This is a genomic window from Bacillus mycoides (assembly GCF_001757995.1).
Classification (GTDB): domain Bacteria; phylum Bacillota; class Bacilli; order Bacillales; family Bacillaceae_G; genus Bacillus_A; species Bacillus_A mycoides_B.
Window position 1 is genome coordinate 19,643 of sequence record NZ_LXLV01000012.1, and the last position, 14,257, is coordinate 33,899.

General features: G+C 36.3%; 15 protein-coding genes and 1 pseudogene. 13 read left to right on the top strand and 3 right to left on the bottom strand.

Translation table 11 applies throughout. From position 1 onward, the window contains the following. Positions 1–13 precede the first annotated feature (13 nt). Positions 14–103, bottom strand: a pseudogene (locus BWGOE10_RS32475) (Ku protein); the annotation flags it as partial. A 252-nt stretch (positions 104–355) separates the two neighbouring features. On the opposite strand from BWGOE10_RS32475, the gene BWGOE10_RS03920 reads away from it, so the two are divergent. From BWGOE10_RS03920 to BWGOE10_RS03935, 4 genes are all read left to right on the top strand, one after another. Continuing rightward, entirely contained in the window at positions 356–637 is a 282-nt protein-coding gene (locus BWGOE10_RS03920; RefSeq protein WP_000733843.1) for a YkvA family protein, read from the top strand. 11 nt (positions 638–648) lie between these two features. Then, the gene (locus tag BWGOE10_RS03925) at positions 649–1,254 is read left to right on the top strand and encodes a DedA family protein (RefSeq protein ID WP_070141003.1); all 606 of its coding nucleotides are present in this window, start codon (positions 649–651) and stop codon (positions 1,252–1,254) included. A gap of 223 nt (positions 1,255–1,477) precedes the next feature. Further along, entirely contained in the window at positions 1,478–1,744 is a 267-nt protein-coding gene (locus tag BWGOE10_RS03930) for a DUF3992 domain-containing protein (protein WP_236735944.1), read from the top strand. A 16-nt stretch (positions 1,745–1,760) separates the two neighbouring features. After that, positions 1,761–2,114: a DUF3992 domain-containing protein gene (locus BWGOE10_RS03935; RefSeq protein WP_070141004.1), complete on the top strand. Its 354-nt coding sequence runs from the start codon at positions 1,761–1,763 to the stop codon at positions 2,112–2,114. Between the two features lie 117 nt (positions 2,115–2,231). On the opposite strand, the gene BWGOE10_RS03940 is transcribed toward BWGOE10_RS03935, so the two are convergent. After that, positions 2,232–2,696: an S-Ena type endospore appendage gene (locus tag BWGOE10_RS03940; protein ID WP_070141005.1), complete on the bottom strand. Its 465-nt coding sequence runs from the start codon at positions 2,694–2,696 to the stop codon at positions 2,232–2,234. Positions 2,697–3,006: 310 nt separating this feature from the next. Here BWGOE10_RS03940 and BWGOE10_RS03945 point away from each other — a divergent pair, with 310 nt between their 5' ends. Both BWGOE10_RS03945 and BWGOE10_RS03950 read left to right on the top strand, forming a co-directional pair. Beyond that, positions 3,007–5,469 carry a LamG-like jellyroll fold domain-containing protein gene (locus tag BWGOE10_RS03945; protein ID WP_070141006.1) on the top strand — a complete coding sequence of 821 codons (2,463 nt, stop codon included), beginning with the start codon at positions 3,007–3,009 and terminating at the stop codon, positions 5,467–5,469. 80 nt (positions 5,470–5,549) lie between these two features. Then, complete coding sequence (locus BWGOE10_RS03950; protein WP_000391508.1) at positions 5,550–5,753, top strand: hypothetical protein; 204 nt, start codon at positions 5,550–5,552, stop codon at positions 5,751–5,753. A 132-nt stretch (positions 5,754–5,885) separates the two neighbouring features. On the opposite strand, the gene BWGOE10_RS03955 is transcribed toward BWGOE10_RS03950, so the two are convergent. Further along, the gene (locus tag BWGOE10_RS03955) at positions 5,886–7,289 is read right to left on the bottom strand and encodes an amino acid permease (protein WP_070141007.1); all 1,404 of its coding nucleotides are present in this window, start codon (positions 7,287–7,289) and stop codon (positions 5,886–5,888) included. Positions 7,290–7,520: 231 nt separating this feature from the next. Between BWGOE10_RS03955 and BWGOE10_RS03960 the strand changes: the two genes are divergently transcribed. From BWGOE10_RS03960 to BWGOE10_RS03990, 7 genes are all read left to right on the top strand, one after another. Continuing rightward, positions 7,521–8,702, top strand: a complete 1,182-nt coding sequence (locus BWGOE10_RS03960; protein WP_081338075.1) for a cation:proton antiporter — start codon at positions 7,521–7,523, stop codon at positions 8,700–8,702. A 126-nt stretch (positions 8,703–8,828) separates the two neighbouring features. Continuing rightward, positions 8,829–9,146 carry an outer surface protein gene (locus tag BWGOE10_RS03965; protein ID WP_070141009.1) on the top strand — a complete coding sequence of 106 codons (318 nt, stop codon included), beginning with the start codon at positions 8,829–8,831 and terminating at the stop codon, positions 9,144–9,146. 29 nt (positions 9,147–9,175) lie between these two features. Then, entirely contained in the window at positions 9,176–10,039 is an 864-nt protein-coding gene (locus BWGOE10_RS03970; protein WP_070141010.1) for a MurR/RpiR family transcriptional regulator, read from the top strand. Positions 10,040–10,190: 151 nt separating this feature from the next. After that, on the top strand, positions 10,191–11,075 hold the full coding sequence (gene murQ, locus BWGOE10_RS03975; protein ID WP_070141011.1) for an N-acetylmuramic acid 6-phosphate etherase: 885 nt from the start codon (positions 10,191–10,193) through the stop codon (positions 11,073–11,075). A gap of 23 nt (positions 11,076–11,098) precedes the next feature. Next, positions 11,099–12,463, top strand: a complete 1,365-nt coding sequence (locus BWGOE10_RS03980) for a PTS transporter subunit EIIC (RefSeq protein WP_070141012.1) — start codon at positions 11,099–11,101, stop codon at positions 12,461–12,463. Between the two features lie 51 nt (positions 12,464–12,514). Further along, complete coding sequence (locus BWGOE10_RS03985; RefSeq protein ID WP_070141013.1) at positions 12,515–13,588, top strand: DUF871 domain-containing protein; 1,074 nt, start codon at positions 12,515–12,517, stop codon at positions 13,586–13,588. A gap of 152 nt (positions 13,589–13,740) precedes the next feature. Next, complete coding sequence (locus BWGOE10_RS03990) at positions 13,741–14,145, top strand: DoxX family protein (protein ID WP_002150357.1); 405 nt, start codon at positions 13,741–13,743, stop codon at positions 14,143–14,145. The last annotated feature ends 112 nt before the right edge of the window (positions 14,146–14,257 follow it).

The window sequence follows — 14,257 nt, forward strand, 5'->3', positions numbered from 1 at the left end:
ACAAAAGGTCGATTTCATTTGACCTCTTGTTCTTTTTTATTTTTGCTTGTTTAATACTTGCCTGTAATGTCTCTATAATATTGATGAAGTTTGGAGCTGGAGAGCTAGAGACATAAAATATATTGACAAGCCCTCCAAAATATTTTAATGTGATTGTATAAAATTGTGTATCTAAAGGGGAGTAACTTATTACAGTAAAGTCGTCATTACAGGGAGAAACCCTCGGCTTTATTGGCAACGATTTCGTTGTTAGTGAGACCTTTACCAGCAATGGTAAAGGCCCCTTATTGTCTTTTTTAGGACCCTTACCATATTTGGTAGGGTCCTTTTTGTATACAAAGAGAGGAGCTAGAAAATGAAAAAACTTATTAGTAGATTAAGAGTCGTATTTCATGTCCGCCGTTTTGTTCCATTTTTATTTGACTTTTTTACTTCAAAAGAGGTTTCCATAAAGAAGAAAATCTTATCTATTGCTTTTTTAGTTGGTTACGTTGCTATGCCGCTCGATTTAATTCCAGACTTCCTGCCGTTTATCGGTATTTTAGATGATATTGGAATTGTGTTATTCATTTTGAACCGAATTGTAAAGATGGCACCAGTTCAATTGCAAGAAAAGCATAATGTGAATATAGGATAGGGGTTAAAAGTATGGAGCAAATTATTTTAGATATAATTGACTATTTAAAGCAGTTTTCTTATTTTGGAGTTGTGTTAGCTTTAACTTTTGAGTTTATTCCAGCAGAGGTAGTTTTGCCGCTTGTTGGGTATTGGGTGTACGAGGGAGATATGAATTTTTGGCTTGCGGTGTTAGCCGGAACACTTGGTGGAACGACAGGACCATTAACGTTATATGCGCTCGGTTATTACGGCGGGCGCCCTGTATTGGTGAAATACGGTAAATATTTCTTCATTAAAGAAGAACAAATTCAAAAAGCAGATGATTTCTTTGAGAAATATGGACCGGTTGTAGCATTTGTTGGACGCTTCGTTCCGGGAGTTCGAACGCTTATTTCCATTCCATGTGGTATGGCGAAAATGAACATATGGAAATTTAGCATATATACATTTGTAGCAATGTTCCCGTTAACGACTTTGTATATTTATTTTGGAATGAAATTAGGTCCGCATTGGGAAAAAGCAGCGGGTGTTGTTGGACAATATATGTTACCTATATTAGTGGTCGTTCTTATTGTTGTAGGTAGTATCTTTATCTATAAATTTATGAAAAAACGAAACAAAACTGAATCTATTTAGTTAATAGCACTAAGGTGTGATTATTTTTTGAAAATGGATGAATAGTACAGGCAAAAGACTCTGAGGGACATACACATATAAAGAATAAAAAAGAAAGAAGGGAAAGACTATGTCTTGTGAGTGCTCAGGAACAGTTTTAACGTGTTGTCCGGATAATAGTAATAACTTCGTCTAAGATAAAGTATGTAATCCATGGTCTAGTGCTGCCGCTAGTACGTTTACTGTGTATGCGAATAATGTGAATCAAAATATTATTGGTACAGGCTATTTAACTTACGATGTCGGGCCGGGAGCGAGTCCTGCAAACCAAATTACAGTGAACGTACTAGATTCAGGCGGAGGAACAATTCAAACATTTACCGTTTCTGAAGGAACAAGTATTGCGTTTACGTTCCGTCGTTTTAATATTATTCAAATTACGACGCCAGCTACACCACTAGGGACGTATCAAGGTGAATTTTGTATTACGACACGTTATTTAATTTCATAGAGAGGGGAAAAATAAGATGGGGAATTGTAGTACTAATCTTTCATGCTGTGCAAATTCGCAAAAAACGATAGTTCAAGATAAAGTTTGTATTGACTGGACAGCAGCAGCTGCTGCTGAAGTAATTTATGCAGATAATATTGCTCAAGATATTTATGCATCGGGGTATTTGAAAGTAGCTACTGGTACTGGTCCTGTTACGATTGTGTTTTATAGTGGTGGTATAGCAGGGACTGCATTGGAAACAATTGTTGTTGCAAGTGGAAGTAGCGCATCTTTTACAGTTCGTCGTTTTGATACTGTTACAATTCTTGGGACAGCAGCTGCAGAAACAGGAGAATTTTGCATGACGATTCGTTATGCTTTATCATAGGATATTATAATATTGTAATAAAAAAACGTGCAAACTATTTCGTAGTTTGCACGTTTTTTAGTGAACTTTTGGACATTTTACAAAAGTAATGGTTGTTTGTAGATAAAAATAATGCAATCATACGCAATCTAGCTTTGATTTGCAATAAGTGAGTTGGATACAGTAGCGTCCCTCTATATAAATAGAAGGATCTGTTGGAATATCTATTATCGAAACAGATTGTAAATTAGATCCTGTGTATGAAAATGTATTACCTGGTAAAACGGTGAAAGTACTTATAGTATTGCCTACTATTTGTACGAATAAAGCATTTGTACTATTCCTATTGTTATATACAGATATAGTGCCGGAAACTGAGATAACTCCATTGGATTCCCAAAGTTTTAATGTTTGATAGGTTTGTTTTAGTTGTCTTTGGGAAACTGGAATAAAATCATTTGAGATAAATATATTACCGGCGAATTCATTTGTAACAAGTTCAGCATTGCATGTAGGAGGTGGTGGAATTGGAGGGCAAGGACATGTCGGTTGACAGATGATAGATAAAGGAGCAAAGCAACCAATTTTTTTATGGGGTTTCAATAGGGTCCCCTCCTTTTGAAATGGTGTTTACTATTATTAAATGTAACAGCATGGCCGATGTGTTAAGAATGGACAAAAAAAATAAAATCGTGATAGTTTCATAGGCTCATACCTCGTAATAGTTTTTATAGGGAAAAGTTAGTTGTCTATTAGACAAAAAGTGCTTTTTTTATGTAAATGTGGCATTTAACATAAAATTAACTGTATATTTACAAAAATTTAAACAAAATAAATTTTTAGTTTAAACGAAGTTAATATACGTTCGATACAATAACCAGTGTAATTAATTTAGTATATGAGGAGGATTCACGTGGAAAGAACTGCTTTACGAAAAGTAAAAGGTCTTATTGGATTATTAATGGTGTTTGTATTGGCATTTGTATCATTTTCGTGGAGTACATCGGTTAAAGCGGAAGAGAAAAAGCAAGAAAAGGCACCAAGTGAGAAGAAGCTTGTTTTTCCAGTAGTAAGTGATGTACATATTAAAAATAGTGGAACAGATGATACGTTTCGCTGGAAACGAGCGATTGAGCAATTTAATACGCTTGCACCAAAGCAAGATGCTTTTGTTATTGTAGGTGATTTCACGGATACAGGCTCGCTGCAGCAATATGATCGTTTCATGCAAGTGTATAACGAAAATGCAAATAAAGATGCGGTACGAATGAATTCTCTAGGTAATCATGATTATTGGAACGGTTTATCTGTAGAGGGAGCACAGAAACGTTTCTTAGAAAAAACAGGGATGGAATCGATTTACTATCATAAAGTGGTAAAGGGTTATCATTTCCTTGTTATGTCACCAGAGGATGGGACAACTCATGGATATTATTCAGACAAACAAATTAATTGGTTAAAAGAAGAAATGGCAAAGGCCCAAAAAGATGATCCGGAAAAACCAATTTTCGTATTTTTACATCAACATATTAAAGATACAGTATACGGTAGCCAGGAGTGGGGAACGAAAGATAGTGCGAAAATTAATGCAGTATTAAAAGAGTACCCACAAGTAATTACGTTCTCAGGTCATTCACATTATCCGTTAGATGATCCAAGATCGATTCATCAAAAAGACTTTACGTCCGTTGGTACATCTTCTGTAAGTTATATGGAAGTTGAAGGTGGTAAAGTACAAGGAAATATCCCGCCAGGAGCTAGTACATTAAGCCAAGGTTTATTAGTAGAAGTGGATGATAAAGAAGTAACAATTAATCGTCGTGATTTCCATACGAATTCTTGGACAGGCGAGCCATGGAAAATTCAATTGCCATCAAAGAAAGAAACATTTACACATGTAGAAGATCGTGATAAAGAAAAGCCATCTTTCAAGAAAGATGCAAAGTTGGCAGTATCAAATGTAACGGAAAACGCAGCAACAGTGACATTCCCGCAAGCGGTGGATAACCTTCTTGTTCATTCTTATCGTGTACAAGCGAAGGATAAACAAACGGGTGAGATTAAAAATAAGTTATTAGCATTCTCAGAGTTTTATCGTGATCCAGTGCCGAAAGAACTTACATTTACACTTGCAGGATTAGATGGCGGGAAAGCATACACACTTGAAGTAGTTGCAATTGATTCGTTTGGCAATGAAAGCGTGCAACCGTTAACCGCAGAAATCACAACGAAAAAAGATGATATTGATCCGAATGTAAAAGTGCCAAAGGCAGACGTTTTTGACGTGAATTTCTTAGATGGTACATTTAAAGACAACTCACCGTTTGGAACAAAAGGTGATGTGAAAGGGAATGTATCTATTGCATACGATAAAGCTTTAAAAACAAATGTAATGAAATTAAATGGACAAGCAAATACATTTGGGTACCTTCCATTTTCAGCAGCACAAAAAGAAAAAGTAGCGAATACGTTTACGTTAGAAACTGTATTTTCAATGAATGAAATTCGCGGACAAGGTATTTTGCAAAATACAGAGAGCGGTGGAATTGGTTTTGAGTCTACAGGAAGTGGCTATGTAGAATTATGGGCTCATATTGGCGGAAGCTATAAACGTGTTGGCGTTCAATTAGAAGCAAACAAAACGTACCATTTAGCAGGAACATATAACGGAAGTGAAGTAGCAATTTATGTAGATGGTAAAAAAGTAAATAGTCAGCCAGCTAGTGGGAAAGTGTATCATCCGAACGTGCCATTTGCACTTGGTGCAGATCCAGATAGCAACGGAAATGGTGGTATTCCGTTAAAGGGACAAATTGCGTTAGCAAAATTATATAGTAAAGCATTAAGTTCTTCAGAAGTAGTAGCAGCATATAACGAGTTTTCAAATCGTACAAAATTAGAGCAAGTAAATACATTATATGAAGAGATTGGAAAAGTGAAAGAAGTATTGGCAGGTACTTATGAATTTGGTGAAAAGCCAGGTCAATATTCACAAGAAGCCTTTAACGAATTACAAAGAAGCTATGACAATGCAAAGAAAGTGTTTGAGAATATAGCGAGTACAGGAGAACAAATTGTTCAAACGTATAATGAATTAAAAACAGCAAACCAAACATTTGTACAATCAAAGGTAGCAGAAGAACAGCCGAAAACACCGAAAGAAAAATTGCAAATCAATATTGAATCTGCCAAAGCCTTAGTAAAGAAAGCACAAGCTGCAAACGTAACGGATGGTTCAGTTAAATCATTAAGTCAAAAAGTCACAGTTGCAGAAGCTGTGTTAAAAGATAAAAATGTAAAAGATGAGAAAGTAGAATCAATGAATCGTACGTTAGAGCATGCTATTTCATTGGTTGAAAAAAGTATTAACAAGTAAGGTATAAGAAAAAGAAGCTTATCATGATAGGCTTCTTTTTTGTTATACTAAAAGTAGTATAGAAAAAGGGAGCGAATAATTTGGAAGAGAAAAAGCTAAAAAGAATTCTTGAATATGTATGGATCGCTGTTGTGCTCCTTGTAGGATATTATTTATTAAAAGATAAAAGTATATGGGTTCTATTTTTAATGACATTTTTATTAGCGGGATTAGGAACGCTATTTATTAACTTTTTCTTTGATAGTGTAAATGCGTGGAGAAAGAAAAAGAAAGAGACGAAGTAAGGGGGAATAAGTATACAAAAGGTGCAGGTTATGTACTAACTTGCATCGGTATATTTTTCGTTTTACAATCGTTAACGAAAAAACATAATAAAACATGAAAATAGCTCGCCGTTTCATCGGCGAGCTATTTTGTTATGCTTCTTTCGTCTCATCATTCGTTTTTTCATTAGCTAGATGACTATGTTTTCTAGAGTAGAAGAAATAGAAGCATAAGCCGACTATAAGCCAGACTGCAAAGCTGATCCATGTCGTTTTGGACAAATTAATCATTAAATATAAACAGCAAATAATAGCGACAACCGGTAGTGCAGGTACGAGTGGTGTGCGGAATCCTCGTTTTAAATCAGGATGAGTTTTCCGTAAAATAAGTACAGCAAAGCAAACGAATGTGAAGGCTGTTAACGTACCGATGTTTACTAAATTCGCTAGTAAATGTAGGTCTAAAAGTCCTGCTAATAAAGCTGCAAATACCCCAGTAATCCATGTGTTTAGTAAAGGGATTTTTACTTTTTTATTTATGCGTGATAACGCTTTTGGGAGTAAGCCGTCTCGGCTCATTGCATAAGAAACACGAACTTGTCCATACATAACGACTAAAAGAACGGTTGTCATTCCTGTCATCGCACCAACTGCAAGTAGCCCCGCAATAGTATCTTCACCAACGAAATGCAGTGCAAATGCAACAGGGTCAGAAACGTCTAATTGCGTATAAGGAACCATGCCTGTTAAAACGAAAGATACGATCATGTATAAAACGGTACAAATAAGAAGGGAACCGATAATGCCAATTGGTAAATCACGCTGCGGTTTTTTCGTTTCTTCTGCCGCAGTTGCGATTGCATCAAAACCTAAAAAGGCGAAGAAGACAGTGGCAGCGCCAGTAATAATACCGTCGTACCCGAATGGAATGAACGGTGTCCAATTTTCAGGTTTTACATATTTTGCGCCTGCTACGATAAAGGCGATAATAACTGCTAATTTTATAAGGACCATAATATTATTAATGCGTGCGCTTTCGCGTATACCAAAACTTAAAAGACCAGTAATGAGAAGTAAAATACAAACAGCGGGTAAATCAATGAGACCACCTTTTCCCGTTCCGGGGGCCGAAGAAATAATGGCGGGAAGGTGTATATTGAAACCTTGAAGCAATGATTGTAAATATCCAGACCAGCCAACAGCTACCGCTGCAACTGCGAGTAAATATTCGAGCATTAAACACCAACCAACGATGAAGGCAACAACTTCTCCGACAGTCATGTATGCATAAGTGTAAACACTTCCTGAGACTGGTATAGAAGAAGCGAATTCGGCATAACAAAAGGCTACACAAGCACAAGTAAATGCAGCAATAAGGAATGATAGCATAATACCAGGACCAGAATGTTTCGCCGCTACAATACCTGTTAATACAAAAATCCCTGTCCCAATTACGGCGCCGATTCCTAAAAACGTTAAATCGAGTGCCGTTAATGTTCGATCTAGCTGCCGTGGTGATTCAGTACTAAGCGCTTTTTTTCGTAATAATGACTTCACTTTGAACTCTCCCCCCGTTTTTTCATCTCCATAACTGCGAATAGTGTGAACCAATTGGAAAAGAGTAAGTAAGTGAATGAAGATACAGTTATGGTATGCAGTTTTTTAAAATTTCTGGGTTAATCTTATTATAATTCAGAATATTTTGTCAAATAAAACTTTAACAAATAAAATGCTGGCTTTAAGGAGAAACTATGTGCAGAAATAGATGCAGGTTAACAATCAGTAGGGATGAAGAATAACCCACTGACTAGAGTTTTACTTTATATAGTAGGAGAAGGTGCTATGCTATTTTATTTCGAACTTGTTGTCATTTTACTTTGTACGAAATTAGCTGGTGATATTAGTGTTAGGCTTGGCCAGCCTTCTGTACTTGGTAAATTAATCGTTGGTATTATTATTGGTCCTGCTGTGCTTGGTATTATTAATAGTTCAGAACTTATTGATGAGCTTAGCGAGATTGGTGTTTTACTACTTATGTTTATGGCAGGTCTTGAAACAGATTTAGAAGAGTTAAATCGGAATTTAAAAGCGTCATTTGCAGTAGCGGCTGGTGGAATTATTTTCCCTTTCATCGGTGGTTATGTGGCAGGGTTGTTGTTTGGATTAATGCAATCTCATGCAATTTTTATAGGGTTATTACTTTGCGCAACATCGGTTAGTATTACAGTGCAAACGTTAAGAGATTTAGGGAAAATGAATACGAGAGAAAGTACAACGATTTTAGGAGCAGCTGTATTTGATGATGTGATAGTCGTTATTTTATTAGCATTTGTAATGAGCTTTTTAGGAACGCAAGATGTGAATATAACACTTGTTATTGCAAAGAAAATTATTTTCTTTGTAAGTATCGTTTTTATCGCATGGAAAGTTGTTCCGTGGATTATGAAAATGCTTGTCCCACTTCGTGTATCGGAAGCATTAATTAGTGCAGCTCTTATTATTTGTTTCTCTTTTTCGTATTACAGTGAAATGATGGGAATCGCAGGTATTATTGGGGCTTTTGCAGCAGGAATTGCGATTTCGCAAACAGAGTACAAACATGAAGTAGAACATAAAATTGAACCGATTGCATATGCGATATTTGTACCAGTTTTCTTCGTAAGTATTGGAATGGAAATTACATTTCAAGGTATCGGAAGCCAACTTTGGTTCATTATCATTATGACGCTCATCGCAATTTTCACAAAGTTAATTGGATCAGGTTTAGGAGCAAGACTAACAGGATTTAACTTACAATCTTCTATTAGTATCGGTGCGGGGATGGTGTCGCGCGGGGAAGTAGCGCTTATTATCGCAGCAAATGGACTTACGGCAAATTTATTAGCGAAAGAAAATTTCACAGCTATTGTCATTGTTGTTATATTGACGACGATTATTACACCGCCGCTTTTGAAGAAGTATTTTGTGTAGAGGGAAAGAGCTTATCTGACGTAGATAAGCTCTTTTTTTATTGGAAAAAGGCAATAGTCATATAGCGTGAATAGGTTGTAATTATGGTAAAATCTACGTATATGATAAGTCGAGGAGAGAAAATGTGTGAGGATTACGAAGGGGAAGGTTATAGGTGTAATCATACTTATTGCACTATGTATACCATTTACCGCATGGAAAGAATCAAAAGTGAAAGATTTTCCAGTTTCTATTTTTTCTTCCTATGTAGAAGACGAAAACCCGAAAGACTATAAGTACACTGCTTTTGTACCTGACTTTGCAATTTGGATACATGGATGGGAAAAACAGAGATCTGAAGGTGAAATAACGTCATATAAAAAAGGGGATCGAACTGTAATTGTTCACCATCCTCCTGGTAATGATGGTTTTTATCTTTATGATGCAAAAGATATTAGAGAATAAACGCAACCGTAAGAAGTGGAGGTTAAATAGTGAAAGCTTCAACATTACTATTTAAAATTGAAAATAATATGGATCAATTTTCACCAGCTGAAAAGAAGGTTGCCATGTACATAATGGAGAACGCAGAGATTGTTCCGAATTTAACGACAAAAGAAGTGTCAACTAATGCAGGCGCAAGTGAGGCGAGTGTTGTTCGCTTTTGTAAATCGATTGGTATTGGGAGCTTTAAAGCATTTAAAATAGCACTCGTTCGTGAATTAACAATTGCTGATTATAATATTAATGATTTTTCAGTGATGAATACGGAAGATGGACCGTATGACTTGTTTAATAAAGTTACATATGTGAATAAAGCTGCAATTGAGGCGAGCGTCACGGCGATAGATAAGAAGGAACTTGAGAGAGCTGCAGATCGTATTGTAAATGCGGATAAAGTTATATTTTACGGAGTAGGTGGGTCAGCTACTCCAGCGATGGACGGGGCTTATAAATTTACACGACTCGGATTTACAGCGATGATGCTATCTGATTTTCATATGATGTTACCGCTTGTGACGAATTTAAAAGAAGATGATATATTTGTTGCGATTTCAACTTCTGGTCGTACGAAAGATGTACTTGAAATGGCGCAATATGCGAAGAAGCGAGGAGCTACAGTTATTGCGATTACGAAGCTAGATCAATCATCTCCTTTATATAAAGCGGCAGACATTCGCCTTTGTATGCCAGATGTAGAGCAAGATCATCGCATTGCAAGTATTGCTTCACGAATGACGCAGCTAAATATGATTGATGCCTTATACGTTATTACTTTTAACCGTATTGGTAATAATGTGATAGATCAATTTATGGAGACGAGAGAAGAAGCTCTGCGGTTACGGAAGTTAAAGTGAAAAGATGGGGCAACCCATCTTTTTTGTGTGACTGGACATAAATTTGTCATGAAAAGAAATAAAATTTCATAAAATAAGAGAGTAATATTGATTTTTAATTTCTTAAAGTTATAATAAAAGTGTGAAATTAAATTTCAAAGAAGGTGACAATATGTTAGAAAATTTATCTACAGAACATCGCAATGAGAAGACGATGAATTTAGATGAGATGAGCATAAAAGAAGTGTTACAAAGTATGAATGAAGAAGATCGAACTGTTGGGTTAGCAGTTGAAAATGAAATAGAAGAAATTGAAAAGGTTGTACAAATTGTTATTAAATCTTTTGAAGAAGATGGACGATTAATTTATATTGGGGCTGGTACGAGTGGCCGTCTAGGCATTTTAGACGCAGTGGAATGTCCCCCAACATTTGGAACAGATGATAAAATGGTTCAAGGATTTATAGCAGGTGGATTGAAAGCGTTTACTAAGGCGGTAGAAGGTGCTGAAGATCGTGAAGAGTTAGCGGAAGAAGATTTAAAAAGTATTGGATTAAACGAGAAAGATACGGTTATTGGAATTGCAGCAAGTGGTAGAACACCTTATGTAATTGGCGGATTGAAATACGCAGGCAGCGTGGGAGCGAGTACAGCGAGTATTTCTTGTAATAAAAATGCTGAAATAAGTAAATATGCAAAACTAAATGTGGAAGTGGAGACAGGCGCAGAAATTTTAACAGGCTCAACTCGTTTGAAGGCTGGCACAGCGCAAAAGTTAGTACTGAATATGATTTCTACAGCGTCTATGATTGGTGTAGGGAAAGTATATAAAAACTTAATGGTAGATGTTCAATCTACAAATGAAAAATTGGTAGAACGCTCAAAACGAATTATTGTTGAAGCAACAGGTGCTAGTTATGAAGTAGCTACAGAGTATTATGAGAAAGCAGATCGAAATGTGAAAGCTGCAATCGTTATGATATTACTACAGTGTGAATATGGGGAAGCACTAGAAAAATTAAAAGGTGCGAAAGGATTTGTGAAGAAGGCACTTTAAACTCTGGGGAGGGGGATTCTATTATGAAGAAAGAAGAGATAATGGCGAGTAGGATTACGGAGCAGCTTGGGGGAGTAAAAAATATTCGTGGCATTGCTCATTGTATGACGAGATTACGATTAACGCTTCATGATGAAAGTAAAGTGAACATAGACCTTTTGAAAAAGGTTGAAGGGGTTATGGGCGTTATTGAAGATGAAACGCTTCAAGTCGTCGTTGGTCCAGGAACGGTAAATAAAGTAGCAGCTGAAATGGAAGTTTTAACAGGGCTCCGAATTGGTGAAGTTGCAGATCATCATCTTGAAGATCTCGGCCGGGAAATAAAGTCAGGGATAAAGAAGAAAAATAATACACCAGTGAAAAACTTTTTAAGAAAAATAGGAAGTATTTTCATTCCGTTAATACCTGGTCTTGTCGCATCAGGAATTATAAACGGGGTCGCTAACTTTGCGAAAAATGCAGGCGCCGATCCGAATGCAACATGGCTACAAATGTTACTATTAATTGGCGGCGGTATCTTTACATTCTTAGGCATTTTAGTCGGCTGGAATACAGCGAAAGAATTTGGAGGGACACCAGTTCTTGGGGCAATTGCTGGTATTTTAATTTTTAACCCGGCGATGGCGAATGTAAAATTATTCGGTGAAGCGCTAGTACCCGGACGGGGCGGATTGTTTGCAGTTATTTTTGCAGCATGGCTTATGGTTGTAGTGGAAAGACAAGTTCGAAAAGCAGTGCCAAATGCAGTTGATATTATTGTAACGCCGCTTATTACTGTGTTAGTGGTAAGTATCGTAACGATGTTAGCAATTCAGCCAGTTGCAGGTTTCTTATCTGAAGGAATTACAAGCGGAATTAATGCTATTTTAAATATTGGCGGAGCATTTGCCGGAGCTGTGCTTGCCGGAACATTTTTGCCTCTCGTTATGGTCGGATTGCATCACGGTTTAACACCGATTCATATGGAATTTATTAATCAAACTCACGTAACGCCTTTATTACCAGTACTCGCAATGGCAGGTGCTGGGCAAGTAGGAGCAGCGATTGCAATTTATGTGAAAACAAAAAATAAACGACTTCGCAACGTTATTAAAGGCGCATTACCAGTTGGTTTTTTAGGAATTGGTGAACCGTTATTATACGGGGTTACATTACCACTTGGAAAACCGTTTCTTACTGCTTGTTTAGGTGCAGCTGTCGGTGGTGCATTCCAAGCAGTTATGAAAACAGCCGCACTCGGAATCGGCGTATCAGGATTATCATTAATTCCGTTAATTGCTGATAATAAATATTTATTATATTTCCTTGGATTAGTAGTTGCATATACGTTCGGATTCATCTTTACGTACTTCTTCGGCTTTAAAGAAGAAATGGCAGAAAACATATAGAGAAAGGGATTCCTTTCTCTTTTTTTTATATTAATAGAAGGAGAGATTTATATGATAGGAGTTTCAATTTATCTTTCAAAAGAGCGAGTAGAGAAACAAGAAGCATGGCTAAAAATAGCGAAAGAAAACGGATTTTTATCTATTTTTACATCTCTTCACATTCCAGAAGATGATCCGAATACGTATAAGGAGTTAATTCAAATACTTGGGAAACAAGCTCTCGAATATGAAATGGAATTAATGGTTGATGTCTCTCCAAAATCGTTACATCATTTAGGAATAACGTATGAAAATGTGGAAGAATTATTGGAGTGGGGCATTACTGGTTTACGAATGGATTACGGCATTGCGCCCAAAGAAATTGCGAGTGTATCTCATAAGATGAAGGTAGCGTTAAACGCGAGTACGATTACAGAATCATTTTGGAAAGAGTTACTCGCGGAAAATATACGAGTAGATCGTGTAGAAGCATGGCATAATTTTTACCCGCGTCCAGAAACAGGACTAGCAAAGTCGTTTTTACAAAAACAAAATAAGTATTTACATGAGTGCGGAATAAAAACGATGGCATTTATTCCGGGAGATGGTGAAAAACGTGGTCCGTTATATGAAGGTTTACCAACTTTAGAAAAGCACCGCTATATGCGGCCACTTGAGGCGTATTTAGAACTTGTTCAAGAGTGTGACGTCGATAAAGTGCTAATTGGAGACATAAGCACGAGTATAGAAAGTGTACAAGAAATCGCGATTGCGAGTAATGGAATTATTCCAGTGCGATATCAATCATTTATAAATGATAGCGACACTGTACAATTGATAGAACGAGTACATACGAATCGGCTTGATCCAGCTCGGGATGTTATTCGCTCTGTAGAATCGCGCGAAGAAAATAAAGTTGTATTACAACCGATGAATACAATTTCAAGAAAAAGAGGCAGTATTACAATTGATAATGAATTGTACGGTAGATATGCTGGCGAAATGCAAATTGTTATAAATGATTTACCTGAAGATCGGAAAGTGAATGTTGTTGGTATGGTGATTGAAGAAGATGCATCTTTATTGTCTTATATAGGTGCTGGGAAAAATTTTCAAATTTTTTTTAGTAATAGAGAGAAAGCTTGAATTAGCGCTACTTTGTAAAAAAACATTATCCGTAAAGTGGATAATGTTTTTTGTTTTCTTTAAAAAAGTGTTTGACGAATGAAAGGAAATACCGTATTGTTTTGTCTTGTGAATAAATGTTCACCATAAGAAAACAAGAAGGAGAGTTCAAAATGAATCAATATATCGGTAATTTAATTATTCGTATCGTGTTAGGAGTTACGTTCTTTGCACACGGTTTAGCGAAATTCCAATCAGGAATCGATAACGTAGCAGGGTGGTTTACAAGCATCGGCTTACCAGGTGGTCTTGCATACGGCGTAGCAACAGTTGAATTAGTAGGTGGTATATTATTAATCATCGGTTTAGGTGTACGATATGTAGGATTGTTATTCGCTCTTATTTTGGCTGGAGCTATCGTAAAGGTAAATGGGGCAGCAGGATTATTAGGAGATGGAAAGAATCCAGGATATGAATTAGATCTTGCATTATTATCAATGGGTGCGTATTTATTTATTGTAAAAGCAGAAGGATATGTAGATCGTTTCTTAAAAGAGAAAGTAATGAAAACGAAGTAAATTTCATTTATAAATTGTTGACTTAAAGAGTTGTTGTAACTATAATGGTTACAACAACTAAGTTAAGAATAAAATAATTAGAATATTTTTTTACACAAGTTGTAACTAATTT

Coding starts and splice junctions, on each gene's coding strand:
- BWGOE10_RS03920 (WP_000733843.1), top strand. CDS start 356: ATGAAAAAACTTATTAGTAGATTAAGAGTCGTATTTCATGTCCGCCGT.
- BWGOE10_RS03925 (WP_070141003.1), top strand. CDS start 649: ATGGAGCAAATTATTTTAGATATAATTGACTATTTAAAGCAGTTTTCT.
- BWGOE10_RS03935 (WP_070141004.1), top strand. CDS start 1,761: ATGGGGAATTGTAGTACTAATCTTTCATGCTGTGCAAATTCGCAAAAA.
- BWGOE10_RS03960 (WP_081338075.1), top strand. CDS start 7,521: ATGAAGAATAACCCACTGACTAGAGTTTTACTTTATATAGTAGGAGAA.
- murQ (WP_070141011.1), top strand. CDS start 10,191: ATGTTAGAAAATTTATCTACAGAACATCGCAATGAGAAGACGATGAAT.
- BWGOE10_RS03980 (WP_070141012.1), top strand. CDS start 11,099: ATGAAGAAAGAAGAGATAATGGCGAGTAGGATTACGGAGCAGCTTGGG.
- BWGOE10_RS03985 (WP_070141013.1), top strand. CDS start 12,515: ATGATAGGAGTTTCAATTTATCTTTCAAAAGAGCGAGTAGAGAAACAA.
- BWGOE10_RS03990 (WP_002150357.1), top strand. CDS start 13,741: ATGAATCAATATATCGGTAATTTAATTATTCGTATCGTGTTAGGAGTT.